At 63.9% G+C, this 15,826-nt stretch carries 12 protein-coding genes and 2 pseudogenes; 8 read left to right on the top strand and 6 right to left on the bottom strand.

Going from position 1 to position 15,826, the window contains the following annotated elements; genetic code table 11:
• Positions 1 to 22: 22 nt before the first annotated feature.
• Entirely contained in the window at positions 23 to 481 is a 459-nt protein-coding gene (locus A37U_RS0122055; protein ID WP_020498851.1) for a hypothetical protein, read from the bottom strand.
• A gap of 637 nt (positions 482 to 1,118) precedes the next feature.
• Between A37U_RS0122055 and A37U_RS0122050 the strand changes: the two genes are divergently transcribed.
• From A37U_RS0122050 to A37U_RS44630, 4 genes are all read left to right on the top strand, one after another.
• Positions 1,119 to 2,192 (top strand): tyrosine-type recombinase/integrase, encoded by a 1,074-nt coding sequence (locus A37U_RS0122050; protein ID WP_205622992.1) that lies wholly within the window; start codon positions 1,119 to 1,121, stop codon positions 2,190 to 2,192.
• Complete coding sequence (locus tag A37U_RS53800; protein ID WP_083933730.1) at positions 2,189 to 4,843, top strand: tyrosine-type recombinase/integrase; 2,655 nt, start codon at positions 2,189 to 2,191, stop codon at positions 4,841 to 4,843. Before A37U_RS0122050 ends, A37U_RS53800 begins: the two co-directional genes overlap by 4 nt.
• Complete coding sequence (locus tag A37U_RS0122040) at positions 4,840 to 5,421, top strand: DUF6262 family protein (protein ID WP_020498848.1); 582 nt, start codon at positions 4,840 to 4,842, stop codon at positions 5,419 to 5,421. The genes A37U_RS53800 and A37U_RS0122040 overlap by 4 nt, the downstream gene beginning before the upstream one ends.
• 278 nt (positions 5,422 to 5,699) lie before the next feature.
• The gene (locus A37U_RS44630; protein ID WP_020498847.1) at positions 5,700 to 6,065 is read left to right on the top strand and encodes a hypothetical protein; all 366 of its coding nucleotides are present in this window, start codon (positions 5,700 to 5,702) and stop codon (positions 6,063 to 6,065) included.
• A gap of 41 nt (positions 6,066 to 6,106) precedes the next feature.
• On the opposite strand, the gene A37U_RS52665 is transcribed toward A37U_RS44630, so the two are convergent.
• Positions 6,107 to 6,301 (bottom strand): hypothetical protein, encoded by a 195-nt coding sequence (locus A37U_RS52665; protein WP_026197489.1) that lies wholly within the window; start codon positions 6,299 to 6,301, stop codon positions 6,107 to 6,109.
• Between A37U_RS52665 and A37U_RS54685 the strand changes: the two are divergent.
• The 4 genes and pseudogenes from A37U_RS54685 to A37U_RS51775 form a co-directional block, all read left to right on the top strand.
• Positions 6,263 to 7,921, top strand: a pseudogene (locus tag A37U_RS54685) (PHP domain-containing protein); the annotation flags it as partial. The gene A37U_RS52665 and the pseudogene A37U_RS54685 overlap by 39 nt on opposite strands.
• Before the next feature lie 19 nt (positions 7,922 to 7,940).
• Positions 7,941 to 8,297: pseudogene (locus A37U_RS54680) on the top strand (error-prone DNA polymerase); the annotation flags it as partial.
• Between the two features lie 12 nt (positions 8,298 to 8,309).
• The gene (locus A37U_RS54675; RefSeq protein WP_338055028.1) at positions 8,310 to 9,347 is read left to right on the top strand and encodes a helix-hairpin-helix domain-containing protein; all 1,038 of its coding nucleotides are present in this window, start codon (positions 8,310 to 8,312) and stop codon (positions 9,345 to 9,347) included.
• A 177-nt stretch (positions 9,348 to 9,524) separates the two neighbouring features.
• The gene (locus A37U_RS51775; RefSeq protein ID WP_157182968.1) at positions 9,525 to 10,307 is read left to right on the top strand and encodes a hypothetical protein; all 783 of its coding nucleotides are present in this window, start codon (positions 9,525 to 9,527) and stop codon (positions 10,305 to 10,307) included.
• A gap of 499 nt (positions 10,308 to 10,806) precedes the next feature.
• On the opposite strand, the gene A37U_RS51770 is transcribed toward A37U_RS51775, so the two are convergent.
• From A37U_RS51770 to A37U_RS48450, 4 genes are all read right to left on the bottom strand, one after another.
• Positions 10,807 to 11,055, bottom strand: coding sequence for a hypothetical protein (locus A37U_RS51770; RefSeq protein ID WP_157182967.1), 249 nt, complete (start codon positions 11,053 to 11,055; stop codon positions 10,807 to 10,809).
• Positions 11,056 to 11,083: 28 nt separating this feature from the next.
• Complete coding sequence (locus tag A37U_RS0122005; protein WP_157182966.1) at positions 11,084 to 12,388, bottom strand: DnaB-like helicase N-terminal domain-containing protein; 1,305 nt, start codon at positions 12,386 to 12,388, stop codon at positions 11,084 to 11,086.
• 252 nt (positions 12,389 to 12,640) lie between these two features.
• Positions 12,641 to 14,173: a hypothetical protein gene (locus A37U_RS0122000; protein WP_020498844.1), complete on the bottom strand. Its 1,533-nt coding sequence runs from the start codon at positions 14,171 to 14,173 to the stop codon at positions 12,641 to 12,643.
• 116 nt (positions 14,174 to 14,289) lie between these two features.
• Positions 14,290 to 15,816, bottom strand: coding sequence for a relaxase/mobilization nuclease domain-containing protein (locus A37U_RS48450; protein ID WP_020498843.1), 1,527 nt, complete (start codon positions 15,814 to 15,816; stop codon positions 14,290 to 14,292).
• Positions 15,817 to 15,826 lie beyond the last annotated feature (10 nt).

The raw sequence follows: 15,826 nt of genomic DNA, 5'->3' as shown, positions 1-15,826 counted from the left end.
TAATTATGTTTTAAGGACATTCCTACGTAGAGATTGGAGCGAGAACATCCATGATGCGTTCGACAAGGGTTGATACTGGTATCCACTGGTCGGTGCTCGCGTCTTCGGGAAAGGTGATTTGCCCGAGGGGATCTCCGAGGCTGTGGGATTCCCCGATTTTGAGTGCCTTGGGCGCGACGTGAGGATAGTAGGTCCAGACGGTCTCGCCGACGAGGACAGGTATCTCGATCGAGTGGTTGGCGAGGTGGATCACAAGGGTCATAACGCGACCTGTGTGGGTTGATGAGGGGGCGAGGCGGGCGGTGCCTGCTTCGGCGTCGACCTCGTAGCCGCCGAGGGTTTGTACCAGCGTGTCGACCAACGCGGTGCTGGCCATCAGCAGGGCGGTCCGTTCCTCGCGGGTGGACGGGGACAGTGTCTTGCCCTGGTCGTTCCACGTCAGGCGTGCTTTGTCCTCCAGATCCACCGTTCCGGCTGCCACGAGATCGCTCCTTTTCCTAGTCGAGGTCTTCACCGTAGGTGCTGGGTCTGACATTCCCGCAGCGCATGCCACGGGGAGTGCCGACGAACACATGTCAGCACGCGACCGTGAGGGCACCTTCGGTGACCGCTGGCGCCCGGCTTGACTATGAATTCATATCGAACGTAAGTTCGAGTGCGGGGGTCTTGGGAGTGGTGCGTGATGCGATTCGGATTGCCGGATGCTTCGTGGGCATCGGTGGAGCGGGTGGCTTCGGGGCGTGGGGGTGAGCGGCCAGAGCAGGAGGTAGGGGGAGGAGGTGGTGTGTATGTGCCGCCACGGGATGTGCGGGTGCGGTGGCGGTGGGAGGACGGAGATCGGGAGGTACCGTACGCGGAGCTCCACTGCCATACGGACTTCTTGTACTTGGACTTAACCGACCTATGTGGACGGTGTGTGTGACGTTTGGGGATCTTCTTCTGGCTCGCTACTGTTCGCGCCTAATCGATCATGGACGGGTTGTTCGTGATGTGCGCGAGCGAGCGGAGAGTGTGTGGCCGGGCGGCTGGTTATCGGGAATATCCGGGTTCAGGAAGTGGTGCACGGGAACGGGCGTCGGGCTTATACGATCGTGTTTCCCGGTGGTGAGGTTCATCGGATGGCGGATGGGTTCCTGCGGTCCTGTGAGGGCGGGACGGATCGGACCTATGCCTATCTGCTGGTGGATCATCTGCGGTGGCTGGAGTTCGACGGCCTGAGTACGGATTTGGTGGTGTTGCGGGATTTGCAGCGCTACATGGGACTGCTGGGTGCCGAGTACGCCGGGCCGTTCGGGCGCCCGTGGCGGGAGGGCAAGCGTCCCTACGGGCAGCGCAGCCTGGAAACGACCGCGGCCGCGCTGAAGGGTTTCTACCTCTATCAGGGGATGCGCGGGGTCAACCAGGGCGTGGCGAAGGAGTTCCAGCACACCCGGTTGCCGACGAAGGCCGACAAGCGGCGGGCTTTCCTCGGCCACACCAAGAAGGTGGTGCCCGCGAACCCGCTGGCCCCAGCGAAAACGGTTCGGCGGCGGCACCCGAAGATGCCGCCGCAGGGTGCCCGTGGCCGGCTGATCGAGGCGCTGTCCGCGGCGCGGGATCGCATGGTGGTGACCTGGCTGGACGATGGCGGGTTCCGCATCGGCGAGCTTTGCGGCCTGCACTTGATCGACCTGCACTTGCGGGAGGGCGCGGCCTGCGGCGAATGCCGATCGCCGCACGTGCACATCTGTCACCGGGAGAACAATCCGAACCGTGCCCGTGTCAAGACCAAACACCCCTGGGCGCTGGTGGACGGGATTGTTCGGGGTGGGGCGATCCGGCGGGCGAGCCCGGCGATGATCCACACTTACTTCGAGTACATGACCACCGAATACCCGTCCGAGGCCGAGCACGGCATGCTGCTGGTCCAGTTGCACGGCCCGGGCTACGGCCAGCCCTGGGCCACGGTGGCCGCTCGGGGGATGCTGGGCCGGGCGGGAATCCGCCTGGAACTCGGCAAGATCCGCCCACACCAGTGGCGCCACGAGTTCGCCACCAATGTGCTGGATGCCTGCGGCGGTAACACCGTCATTGCCCGTGACGCGGGCGGCTGGGCCTCAGCCACCACCGTCGACGAGACCTACGGCCATGTCGATGTTCACGACCCGATGTTCGTCGCCGCGCTGAACACCGTCTGGGAGCAGCAGCCGTGATCCCTTTGACACTACTGCCGAACGACAACGGCAGCCGGGTTGGGCGTGACCGGCTGGAGCTGATCACTGCCCTGGTCAACGCTCCCGGGTTCGACCCGATCTACCGAGCCGACATTATCAAGATCCCGCCGCAACACCCTGTCTATGGCTGGGAGTGTGTGGTTGAGGGCTGCGTGCGGATCCGCAGGCTGGGTGTGAACCTGTGCTACAGGCACATCACCGCGTGGAACGCCAGGCGGGATGACACGACGACGATGGCGTCCTTCCTCGCTGCGGCAAAACCGTTCCCGGGGAGAGTGGGCTTCGACCTCGGGGTGTGTCGTATCTGCCCGGACCGACCGGCGCATTCGAGGACGACGGGGTTGTGTCAGCGTCACACTGCGCGGTGGGGCGCCTATAACGGACGCCAGGATATTTCCGGGCCTCGCGACTTCGAGACGTGGCTGGCCAGCCAAGATCAGCAGCTGCGTGGCTATGGCTTGTGCGGGACCGCGGTCTGCACTTCCTTGGCGGACTCGCCGCTGGGCATGTGTTTCCAGCATCGAGAACGGTACCGTCGTCAAGGGCGTCCAGGCGGTGCGACATTGCCACAGACGTGGTATCACCGGCTGGAACCGCGTGGCCTGCCCGTCCCGATCCTTTATGAAGACGAGGCTGTGTTTCGGCGATGGTGCGCGATCCAGGCACCGGCCTACCGGGTCGGCGAGATCAATGTGATGGATCTGCATCCTCTGGTCAAGACCGAGATTCAGTGGGGCTTCTACGCTCACGCGCAGGTGAAGAACCGCTCCAGGTGGGAGCTCGGCGCAGCTCAGCGGCTGGTCAATTGTGTCCGGCGGCACAGGGTCGTTTCCCTTGTCGAGCTGAATGCTCAAGGCGGCGACGGTCTGACTCGTCAGGATCTCGACTCGATGGAGCGCATGGTCTGTGGTCACATCACCGCAGGGCTGCGCTGTGTCTACAACAGCCCGGCAGACACCAGGGACGCTGGGTTCATCGAGACCGATCATTTCGGTCGCCGATTCACCGATGCCGTGAGCCATTTCGACATCAGCGCGGTTTCGCAGCGCTGGCTGCGGGACATGCTCTGGGACCAGATGGCTGAGATGCTGCGTGGCGAGAAACCTCCGCGCTCCCGGAACTCGTTCGAGGGCATGCGCCGAGCTTGTGTTGAGTTGAGTGCTTTCCTCGAGGTCGACGCGCCCGACGGTGGGCACGATCCCACGCTACTGTGTGAGGAGCATGCTCAACGTTTCGTTATCGACCAGCGACACCGCGCTCGGCATGGGCTGGAGTCGCTCGGGCTGTTCCGCAAGGACGGCAAGCCCGGCACTGTCACCGACAGCACACATCGGCTTGTGTTCAACTACGCGCGGAAAATCCTCCACACCTCGCTGACAACCGGGCAGGCCGCGCAGTTCGGACTGGATAACGGGTTCATCGCCGCGATGCCCAACGGGATAGCGTCCAACAAGCGATCCAGAACCCCGTTCTCCGACGAGTTGGCTCGCGCTCTGGCCGATCAGACCAACCTCGGGCAGTTCAGCGAGACCTACGATCCGAACGACCGTGGCCTGCGCGATATCTGGGAAGCCATCGTTGTCACCGGTCGCCGTCCCAGCGAGGTGATCAAGCTTCGTTTGGACTGCATCGGCCATTACCGCGGCTTGCCGATGCTCTGGCACGACCAGACCAAGGTCGGCAATTTCGACGAGGCCATCCGGATCCCCGAATCGCTCTACGCTCTCCTCGACGAACGCCGACGCAAGACACTGATCCGCTTCGAACACCGTCAGGGCCGGATGCCCACCATGCAGGAGCGGGCACGGATCGCGTTGTTCCCCAGCCCCATGCGCAACCACGACGAGGAAAAGGCGGTCAGCTACACGTTCTTCTACATTCGCTTCAAAGCATGGGTGGAAAGCCTGGCCCTGGGCAAGGCGGTCGCGCACCAGGCCCGTCACACGCTGGCCACGAACCTGTTGCGCGCCGGGGCGAACCTGTCACAGATCCGTCGCTATCTGGGGCAGGTCAGTGATCGCATGGCCGAGCACTACGTCAAGATCGCGAACACCGAGTTGGAAGACGTGCTGCACGCGGTCTGGGTCGCCGGTCCCGGCGCACCCCATCCCGGCGAGCTGCTCTCGGGCGAGTTCACATCTCTGACCCGCGGTGAAGCAATGGCTCTGGCCTTGGACGTCTCGCGGCGCAGCACCCCGGCTGATGGCGGATTCTGCACCTTCCAACCTGTGGTTCAGGGCGGCGCTTGTCCCTGGAAGCTGGACTGCGAGAACTGCGACAAGTTCGTGCTCTCCGGCGCGGATCTGCTCTACTGGCGCCGCAAGCAGGAGCAATGGCGCTCGCTCGCGGAACGCGCGCCCGACGATGCCACCGCCGACTACCTGCACCAGGTCTTCGAACCTACCGCCCGCGCCATCGCCGGACTGGAGAAAGCCCTTGCCGGGCTCGGTCTGCTCGAAGAAGCGCTGGCGATGGACCTACGGCGACCGCAGGACTACTTCCACCGCATCTGGAGCACCAACTTCCGTGCCACCGACCTGGCCGCCGTCGCCGACAACGAGCAGGACGACGAAGACGGCGAGGACGAGCACGGTGACCGGGACGACTTCAACGAGGAGCAACCCGCGTGACGACCACACCCACTACGAGCCGCGCCGCGGCCGCGCTCGACGCCCGCCGCAGCAGCATCGAGAACATGCTCGACCGCGTCCGCGATGCCCTTCGCCAGATGCGCCGCGAACGCGCCAAAATCACCGTCGCCGCCCTCGCCCGACGAGCCGGAGTCTCCCGCACCTTCCTCTACCAGAACCCGAACGCCCGTCAGCTCGTCGAGGAAGCCACCGCTGCGGCCAGGGGGCAACACGTCCGGGACCAGGCCGAGCAGACCGCGAAGAACGAGGCAGCGTGGCGGGAACGAGCGCTGAACGCCGAAGAGGTACTCAGTCGCGCGCACGAGGAGATTTCCTTACAGCGCACCACTATTGGGCAATTACTGGGCAAGGTTCGCGACCTGGAACTGGATCTGCCCGAGGACGGCATCCAACGGACCGTCATCGAGAACACCACCCTCAAACAGAAGGTCCGTCAGCTCACCCACGACAACCAGCGCCTACAGGAACGCTTACAGGCTGCCCGCGACAACACCCGGTTCCTCGATAAACGCGTTGCCGGCCTGGAAGCCGAACTGCTTGAGAAGTCCGGACAGTGATCACTCGGCGCGATCCATCCGCCCCCCCTGGGCTCGGCCTTGATTTGTCACACAGTGGGGCCTCGGAACGATGATGCTGACGCAGGTGCATACTGCTGACCAGGTAAGAGCATTGGAGGGGCCATCATGGCGGGCTTTTCGATCGATTGTCGCCAGATCGCGCAGATGATGAGCGAGATGCAGAAGGAATTCGACACCCGATCAACGTCCCCATCCAGGCGGACACACCCGAACTCCCCAACGGTGCCACTCCTTCAACCACCGTCTACAACGGTCCGGTGATCTACGGCAACGCCGACGGCGCCCAACTGGCTTGGGACAACCAGACGGTCAACCAGGTTCAGGACCAGACTCAGCACATCGCGCCAGGCTTCGAGCTAATCGCGCAGGCGGTGGCGCACACGCTGGAAAACTTGCCGCTTCTGGGGCTCTCCGAGCAAGACCAGCAGGACGCCGAGGACGCAGCGAAGGAAGTGCTCGAAGAGGTCACGCAGGACGAGCCGAAACCCGGCAGGATCCGGCGAGCGCTCTCCGCCATTAAGTGGTTCCTCACTCCAGTAGCCACCGGAGTGGCGACCGGCGCTGGCGAAGGGGCGCAGGAATGGGCCAAGACCGCCATCGAACACCTCAGCGTCCCCTTTTAAACGGCCTGCCCCGCCGACCCTGGCGGTCTCATCTCACCCCCTCAAACGAGTGATCTTGCGACGGCTCCAACTGACTTAAGCAGCGTCGTCACACACATGTTCGCGACGTGAATCACCAGGTCAGAGGCGAAATTTCTGGTGGTCAGGTCGGTTAACTGGATGGTGCCAGCAGTCCCGAAGAACTCGTCGAGGAGGCCGTGCGGCTCGGGCTGGACGCGATCGCGGTCACCGATCATGACGGCATGTACGCCGCGGTCCGGGTCGCCGAGGCGGCACGAACGTGCGGGATCCGGACCGTGTACGGGGCGGAGCTGACCCTGGACGCGGGCGCGCCGGAGGGGGAGCCGGATCCGGGTGGGCGGCATCTGCTGGTACTCGCGCGGGGTTTGAAGGGGTACCGGCGCCTGTGCCGGGTCCTCTCAACGGCGCATCTGCGTGGGCAGGGCAAGCGCCAGCCCTGGTATGACCTGGACGAGATCGTTGACGAGTTGGCCGGGCACGTGCTGGTCCTGTCCGGGTGTCGCAAGGGCCTGGTGCGCGACGCGCTGACAGTGCGGGGGCCGCAGGCGGCGGCCGAGGAGTTGCGGTGGCTGACCGACCGGTTCGGCGGCGATCATGTGGCGGTTGAGTTGCTGGATCACAGTGTGCCCGGCCAGGATCGGGACAATGATGTGCTGGCCGGGATCGCGGGCGATCTGGGGTTGGCGACGATCGCGTCGGGGAATGTGCACTATCACCAGCCGAACCAGGGGAGGTTGGCGGCGGCGATGGCCGCGGTCCGCGCCCGCCGGAGCCTGGACGAGATGGACGGCTGGCTCCCCGCGGCCCCGATGGCGTATCTGCGTTCCGGTGCCGAGATGCAGCGTCGGTTCGCGCATTTCCCCGGGACGGTGCAGCGCGCCGCGGTGTTCGGGGTCGAATGCTCGCTCGACCTGAGTCTCGTGGCGCCGGAACTGCCGCTGTGCCCGGTCCCGGACGGGCACGACGAAGCCTCCTGGTTGCGAGAACTCACCTACCGGTATGCCCGCTATCGGTACGGCCCACCCACGGTGGCGCCGGAGGCGTACGCGCAACTCGATCGCGAGCTCGACGTGATCAAGCGGATGGGTTTTCCGGGGTATTTCCTGATCGTGCGCGACATCGTGCAGTTTTGCGAAAACAACAACATTCTCTGCCAAGGTCGGGGATCGGCGGCCAACTCGGCGGTGTGTTACGCGTTGCGGATCACCAACGCCGACCCCGTCCGCTGGAATCTCCTGTTCGAACGGTTCCTCTCACTCGAACGGGACGGGTACCCGGATATTGACGTCGACATCGAGTCAGGGCGGCGTGAGGAGGTGATTCAGTACGTGTACCAGAACTATGGGCGTACGAACGCGGCGCAGGTGGCGAACGTGATCACCTACCGCCTCCGCTCGGCGGTCCGGGACGCGGCGAAAGCGCTTGGCTACACCACCGGTCAGCAAGACGCCTTCTCCCGCGTCCTGCGCCAATACCACATGACCAGCCACACCAGCTCTGATTCGAAACCCAGCGACAGCAACACCAATGGCGGCGCGGACGGTGAGGCGGAGGTGATCCCCGAGGATGTGCGGGGGCTTGCCGAGCAGTTTGTGGATCATCCGCGGCATTTGGGGATTCATTCGGGCGGCATGGTCTTGTCGCGGACCCCTGTCTCGGAGGTGTGTCCGGTGGAATGGGCGCGGATGGCCAACCGGTCGGTGTTGCAGTGGGACAAGGACGACTGCGCTACCGCGGGCCTGGTGAAATTCGACCTCCTCGGTCTGGGCATGCTCACCGCCCTGCACCACACGCTCGATCTGATCGCCGAGTACCACGGCGACCAGATCGACCTCGGCCACCTCGACCTGGCGGATGAGGCTGTGTACGACATGCTCTGTCGCGCGGACGCGGTCTCTCGGGGGGTTCCAGGTCGAATCCCGCGCCCAACTCGCCACCCTCCCACGCCTACGCCCCCGCTGCTTCTACGACCTCGTCATCGAAGTCGCCCTGATCCGGCCGGGTCCGATCCAGGGCGGGAGCGTGCACCCGTACCTACGGCGCCGGGACGGGGAACCCTGGCAACATCTACATCCCCTGCTGGCCAACAGTTTGGATCGAACTCTCGGTGTGCCACTTTTTCAGGAACAGGTCATGCAGGTCGCGATCGACGCCGCCGACTTCACCCCCGCCGATGCCGACCTACTCCGCCGCGCGATGGGCGCCAAACGATCCGCGCGCGCCATGGAACGCCTCCGCGAGCGCTTCTTCACCGGGGCCGATACCAACGGCATTCCCCGCGAGACCGCCGAAACGATCTTCGAACAGGTCCAAGCCTTCAGCAACTACGGGTTCCCGGAAAGCCATGCGCATAGTTTCGCCCACCTGGTCTATGCCAGCGCTTGGCTCAAACACTACTACCCAGCAGCCTTCTGCACCGGCCTGCTGCGCGCCCAGCCGATGGGCTTTTGGTCCCCCCAATCCCTGATCACCGACGCCCGGCACCACGGCGTGCAGATCCTGGGCCCAGATATCAACCACAGCACCACCGAGGCCACCCTCGAACCCCACCCGACCAGCCGCGACCACCGCGCCATCCGCCTCGGCCTCAGCGGCATCCGTAACGTCGGTGACACCCACGCCGACCACATCGTCACCGAACGCCGTGCCAACGGGTTCTATCGGGATCTCAACGACTTCCTCGCCCGCATAGGCACATACCTACCCCGCGGCGAGCGTGAAGCTCTCGCCACCGCGGGTGCTTTCGACACACTCGTACCGAACCGGCGCGAAGCACTCTGGAGCGTCGGACACCCCGCCCACAACCAACCCGACCTTGACGCCTCGATCACCGCACCCGCGCTGCGCGGTCTCGATCCGATTGAAACCGCGCACGCCGACCTGTGGGCCACCGGCATCACCCCCGACCAGCATCCCATCGCCCACTACCGCCCCCAACTCGATCAAGCCGGAGTCATCCCCGTCGCCCAGGTGGCCAGCCAGGCGGATAAGACCATCGTCCGGGTCGCTGGGCTCATCACCCACCGAGAACGCCCCGGCACCGCAGGCGGAATCCTGTTCCTCAACCTCGAAGACGAAACCGGCATGACCAACATCCTCATAAACCCACGCGTCGCCGAGCGCCACGCGCGGGCCCTGCAGCACAACGCCATCCAGATCCGCGGGCAACTCCAGGCGGCCAACAACACCCACACCCTCATCGCCCGCCACATCAGCCCGCTTCCGATCGCGCTGCCAACCGAAAGCCGCGACTACCGATAACAAACTGAGGGGTACTGACACGTCGACCGCGATCTGCCAGGATTCCTGTGGTGCAGTCGACAGAAAAGGGGTGAAGGGATGCCTCGCAAAGGTCCCTGGCGAGAAGACCAAACGGTACCAAATGAGCCCGAGCAGGCTCATGTATCGGATCAAGCGCGCTTGGATGAGCAACGACGCATGGACGAGCTGAACGCTAAACTTGCTGAAAGGTGCCCGGATCTTGAAATCGAATACTCATCAACTCGTGAACGCAAGCATGAATGGTCGACACGCCTAAGCATTCCCAGCGAGTGTGGGGAAGTTTCTGTTGTCTTAAGGTGGAGCGCAGCTGAAGACGTTCGCAGGATTGTGCAGGCAGTTTCGTCCGAACTCGTTTGGCTTGGAAGGTATGCTGGATTTGCTGAACTGAGGCAGGGATACATTGAAGTCTTGATTCGATCCCTTCCTCTTCGCTCTAGCGACTATCGGCATAGGTGGAACTACGATATTGATCGCTCCATTTTCCCGGATCGCCGCATTAGTGCGCGCAATAATGCGCAGGGTATTTCAATCGAAATATCCCCTCTCGGTTCCCTGGCTGGCCGTTTTCGAAGTGAATTGATGCCTACTCGTGAACTTTTCATGGTTCCCGGCCTTCATTACAATACATTGAAAATCTCCTTGGCGCGTCCTCTGCGTTCGGAGTGCGAGGCGGTCGGGATTGCCGAACATATTTCCTCGTCCCTATCTTACGATCTTGATGTTCTAGCTGAGCATGGTTTCGAGCTATGCCTCAGACCTGAAGAAGAAGTTCCGCAGGATGAGGTTGAGTCCAAGGAGGATGTCGAGAAGCCTTTGAAACAACCGTTAAGTCTAAGTCTAAACCGCTATGCGGCCGAAGCCTTGAGCTACTACTGGCATGCGCGTCGATCCTATGACATGCCGGTTGTAGAGTACTTGAATTATTATCAAGTGATATAATTTCATTATCCGCTATACTCGCGCGAGGATGCGGTCGAACAACTGCGCCGAAGGCTGCGACATCCCCGGTTCAATGTAGACGAACACGAGTCGGTATCCAGTCTTGTGGCCATGCTTGAGGACAGATTTAAGACGACCCGGTCGGAACAGGCGCAGATCAGGCTGACCTTGAGTCGGTGTCTCGCTGAAGAAGACTTGGTATGTTTTATCGAGTCTGACAAACACCTGAAAGAGCATCTGTCGAAAAGGGATACGATTAACGGAGTCGGATCGTTATCGGCCAAGGCGCAGAAACTGGTGGAGAAGGTGGCCGATCGAATATATGAACTTCGCAACCGTCTGGTGCATGCGAAGAGTAGCGACGCTTCGAATGGCCGTTTCGTAATCGTCCCTGACTCAGATGAGATCGAACATTTGACTCAGGAGGTGAAGCTGGTTCGCTATGCGGCTCAATCGGTGACTATCAGTAGCTCCACGAGATGGCAATTCGATAGATGCACTAGCGCACATCACGGTCGCTAATCGCTCGGTGTGCAAGGTCGAGACGTCGGTCGTAGTCGCCGAGATCGTTGGATCGAGCGGGATCGCTAGGCCGGTAGGTTTCCTGTTGATCCCGGTACCACCAGGTTCCTGCACAGTGAACGAGTTCGGGTATGACGCCGTTGAGTTCGTGCCGCCAAGGGGTGGCTTGACCGGTGGTTTGGTAGTGGTTCATCGCGGCTTCGGGAATCGGCTGTTGGGTGCTCATCGCGGTCAACACGCCTTTCTGGTTGGGGTTAGCGGGTTCGGGAAGCTGAAGCCTGGATTTGGTTGGTGAGTTGTCGGTGTCCCGCTTGGGCTGCTGTGACGACGGTGCTGGAGGAGAGATCTCGGTTGGTGGCCACATCGTGGAGGCTGGTTTCCAGCGTTGCTGCGTTGCGGCGGAGTGCGGATTTGGCGATGGTTTCGAGGGATCGGGTCATGCTGACCGCGCTGATGAGGTCGCGTTGTTCGAGGTGTTGGAGTTGTTGGGCGGACAGGGTGGTGCGGTGTCGTGCTGGCAGGGCGCGGGTTTCGGTGTAGACGGACACGTAGTTGACGGGTTCGCGGCGGTCATAGAGGGCTTGAATGGCGCGCCATGTGTTGGCGTGGGCGCGGTTGGCGAAGTCTTGTGGGATGAAGCGGAGTACTTCGGTGTTGCCGCGCAGGGCGAGGTGGATGAGGTCGCGTTCGGCGCGGCGGGTGAACAGCCCGGTGAAGCGGGTGGAAGCGCGGTCGGGTCGGGACTGGTCGAGGAGCCCGTTTAGCTGGCTTGCTGCGTCGTGGCTGGTGGGGTGACCGGCGGCGCCAAGGCGTTGGGCGAGGGTGTCGAGTTCGGCAAGGACGGTGGTCGCGGTGTCGATGCTGTGTTGGCGGTGTACGCCCCATCGGGTGGCGCGCGCGGCTCGGTGGGTACGGATCCCGGCTTGGGTGACGGCGCGCCGCGCGGCGTCGGCGAGCACGGTGCGCGCCATTCGCAGCTGCGCATCCGGTGTGAGGAGGTTTCCGGTGTTGTCGTGGTGGGCCGCGGTGGTGAGATCGGCGATTAGGGAAGCTGGTCGAGTCGAGGGTTGGTTCTGTCGGAGCTCGGAGAGGACGCGCTGGTGGTTGGTGTGGGAGGCCTTCTGGCGATCGGCTGAGGATTCGTAGGTGGAAACGTCGATGAGTTCACCGACGTCGTGGAGCGTGGTGATGGTCGTGTAGGTTGCCGCCAGGCGTGGATCGGAGAAGTCGTCGGCGCGTAGGAATTTAGCGATCTCGGGGACCACATCGGGGGCGTGGAGCAGGCTACCGAGCAGGGCTTGCTCGGCGACTTGGTCGGGCAGGTTGTCCCCGGGACCACTGGGCTGTTCGGGGGCGCCGGTCAGGCTGGTGTTGGTGGTCTGGTCGGCGACAGGTGGTTGTGCGGTGTCGGTGTGGTCGAGTTGTTCGGCGGTGCGAAGGGTGAATCCGCCCAGTTCGGCCAATCGTACGGCGATGGTTTCGCATTGCGCGGCGGCGGCGAGGGCAGCCTCGGTGGGGTTCTCGGTGGTGCGGAGTTGGGCGGCTTCGCGGATGAGCACGTCCGCGGCTGTGGTGTCGGTGTCCCAGGCCTGGTTGTCGATGAACCGATGCGCGAGGATATCGATGTCGAGCCGTTCGGCGCGCAGGTGATCGGAGTCATGTGCCTCGTGGAGTAACTGGGCGAGTTCGCGGGCTTTCGTGGTGGCGCGCTCGGCGATCTGTTCATCGGTGAGGACTTCCTTAATGTCCTCGTTTGGATTGGGTTCGGTTGCTTGTGTCACGGTTCCCCCTGGGCGTGAGCCAATGGTTGGTCAGCGGCTTCGCCGTACGGTCGGTTGGGGTGGTTTGTGGGCGCTGCGGCGGGCGATGGCTCGTTCGCTGGCGGCGAGGCCATCGAGCTGTTCAGCGAGTGGTTCGTGTTCTTGGTCTTCGCGCACGGTCGTTGCCGGGTCGTCTGCGACCGAGTGTTCGTCGGCGGCGTGTTCCTGGTCGGTTTGGGCGCGCTGCCACAGGGGCGTGTCGGGTATCCCGTCCGGATACAGTTCAGCGAGGCGTTCGGCGACTGCCGGGTCGTCGCTGAAGCGGTAAGCGATCGCGGCGTCAACGGTGGTGCTGGAGCGCCCGAGCATCGTGCGCGCGGCAAGCCGATCGACGGGCTTGTCAGGTTCCAGGGTTTCGACGTGAGCCACTAGCTCGGCGGGATCGGGTCGTAGGACTGGCTGTCCCTCGCTGGAGATCTTCGTCGGGTTTGCGCGTTGGGCGTCCGCGGCTTGGCGGGTCGAGTCGAGGAGCCCGGGAAACTTCGCGGTGAGCATCGCATCGACGTCGGAACCGAAGTGGCCGAATCCTTGTTTCGCGGCGAGCCGGTCCATGGGGTTGTTCGCCTGGAGGCCGTGAGCCCATCCGAGTGCCTGCTCGTGAGTGTGGATGGTGTCGATCCGGGTGGGCGTCGTCTGCGTCTCGCTGCTGGTGCTGGTGTTGGTGTTGTGTTCGGTGGTCGGGTCGGCTCGGACCAGTTGTTCGTAGCTGGGGCTGGTGCTCGATTCGGCGATCGCCCAGTGCGCCAGGGATGGGGGATTGCGCACCTTGTCGGTCCAGCTCGGCACGGTGTGGATCAACCGGGCTAACCGGGCAGGGTCCGCGCCGACTCGATCAACTTCCTCGACTGCCTTGGCATAGAGCTGCCGCGAGGCACCGAAATGTGGATGGTTCGGGTCGTGGACGATCACCTGACTCGTCAGTCTGTCCGGTAGCTCGGCGCGAAGGGCGGCCTCCCACGCTTCCACAGGCAGCGACGGCGGTTGTTGGCCGCGTTGGATGGGTTCGGCGGCGGGACTGCGCCGCTGGGCTGCGGTCAATGCGCCCGCTGGGGTTGCTGTTGCGGCTGTGTGTAAGGCGATAACCGCGTCTTTGCTTGGCTGGTTGCGCAACATGGTCGCGATCGATTTGGCGTCTTCATGGTCGCGGCACACTACCCACGCGGATGCGGTGGGCAGGCCGCGGCGATCCCAGCTGGTGGCATGCACACCCCAGCCGACGATGGTGTTGTCGTCCTCGCCAGGCAGGGGACCTGTTTGGACGCTGATCGGCTTCTGCTGCCAGCCGGGATAGGCGCTTTCACCGAGCGCGGCGGCCCACCGTTCCTGTTCTGCGGTCGTCATGGCCCGTGCGGGCGGGCGTTCTCGGGCTTCGTCGAGACGGGCGGCGTGTTCATCCTCGGCATGCGCGAGTCGTCCTCGCCGCTCGCGGGCGCGGGCCAGGGAATCGCGGACCATTCCCAGCGCTTGGGCCCACTGCCAGAGTTCCTGCGCGGTTGGAGCCAGGGTCGGCGCGTCTTCGCTCATCAGATATCTCCCCCAAATCGGTATTCACAACGAGAAATTCCCCCAGAGTATGCGGACACCCAGGGCATACTCTCTTTCGAGAATACCCCTGAATGCGAGGTGCGTGGGGTTTGGATTTAGCTGCGCCGTGGTGCCCGTGGCCACTGGGTACCGGGCTGTGGTCCACGGGAGGCACGTTGCGATACGGGCGCGTGCCCCTGCGACTCGACAGCCATCGGTGTGGCGGGAGAGCCCCTGGATGGCGTGCGCCGCAGGGAAGCCGTTCCCTGACAGGCGGCACGTGCTTGTGGGGCACGGTCGCGATTCTGATACCAGGCACCGATCTCGGCGAGCAGGCTGGCCAGCGCGAGCGTGAACTGTGCCTGCGCGGTCGCACTTGATCCGCGCCCTGGTGGTGGAAACGCGTTGATCGAAGCCAACCGGCGCGCCAGTCCGCGGAGGTGGCGGGACACGCCCGCGAGCGCGAGACGATCCGGCAGAACCTGATGCGGGGTACGGGTGGCGGGGCCGAGTTGTTCGGCGGCCGCCGTGAACCCTCCTATGGCAGGGAACTCGGCGGTCCGCGCCATGGCATGCAACATCTCCCCGGCGGCCCACCCGATCGCCGCGCCGTGCGCGGGCTCGGCGCGGATCGTGGCCGCAGCGTCCTCGACAATGCGTGTCGCCTCGTCGAGGACGGCTTGGCGATCCTGCGGGGACACTCGGTCATGGTGCTGGCGCGGCACGGTCTCGACCGACGGTGTGGTCGTCCAGCGCTGGAGAAGTTTCGGCCAGGTCAGCTCCGGGGCCAGCTTCGCACCCGAATACAGCACCATCCCTGTCGCGGATGCTTGCCAGGGGGCCGCGACCGAATACCCAACGGTGTCGCCCTGCTTGTCGTACCGGTAGCGAACCATGATCCCCTCGCGCCGCAACCCAGCATCGAACTCCGCGGCACCGGTGACGGTCGCGGCGAGCTGGCTGACCCGGCGGCGCAACCACACCCGCGCCGGCTCGGCTCCGGTGCGCTTGGCTCGACGCCATTCCCCCTTGGTCAACGCTGGAGTCGCCGTGCGATCGGCGTCCGCGGTCTCGCGCAACCCCATCTCGCGCTCGATCCGCCGCACCTCCTCACGCAGGCGTCGCTTCCACAACCCCGGATAGAACCGACGCCACTGGCCATCACGCCAGTGCACCAACACTGCGGCCAGGTGAATGTGGTCCTCGCCGTGCCGGATCGCGACCCACCGGCACCCAGCCTGATCGATCCCGGTCGCGCGCATCAACCGGTGCGCGATCCGCGCCCAGGTTTGATCGTCAAGGATCGGGTCCTCCGGTGCTAGGCGTACCGGGGTGTGCCACACATATCCTTCTCGCCCCGCGAACAATGAATCCGGGCCCGGAGTACGCAGCGGAAGACCCGCCTCGCGCACCCCAGTCTCCAGATACGTGTACAGGGCCTGCAATCCCGCCGGATCGAATGCCTTCAGCCCGACGCTCTCGGGAGCGCCATCCATGACGGTGACGGGGCGCGGATCAAGCAGCTCGGGTGGACGCGAGCCCGCGATCACCCGCGGATTGATGTGCTCCTCGTACCGGCCGGGCCCGAGCAGGTAACGCACCAACCCGGCCGGATCCCATCCATCGTAGGAAATCGCGATCATCGAAAGCCCC

Source organism: Sciscionella marina DSM 45152 (assembly GCF_000379465.1).
Lineage (GTDB): Bacteria > Actinomycetota > Actinomycetes > Mycobacteriales > Pseudonocardiaceae > Sciscionella > Sciscionella marina.
This window is presented reverse-complemented; position numbering and strand designations above follow the sequence as displayed.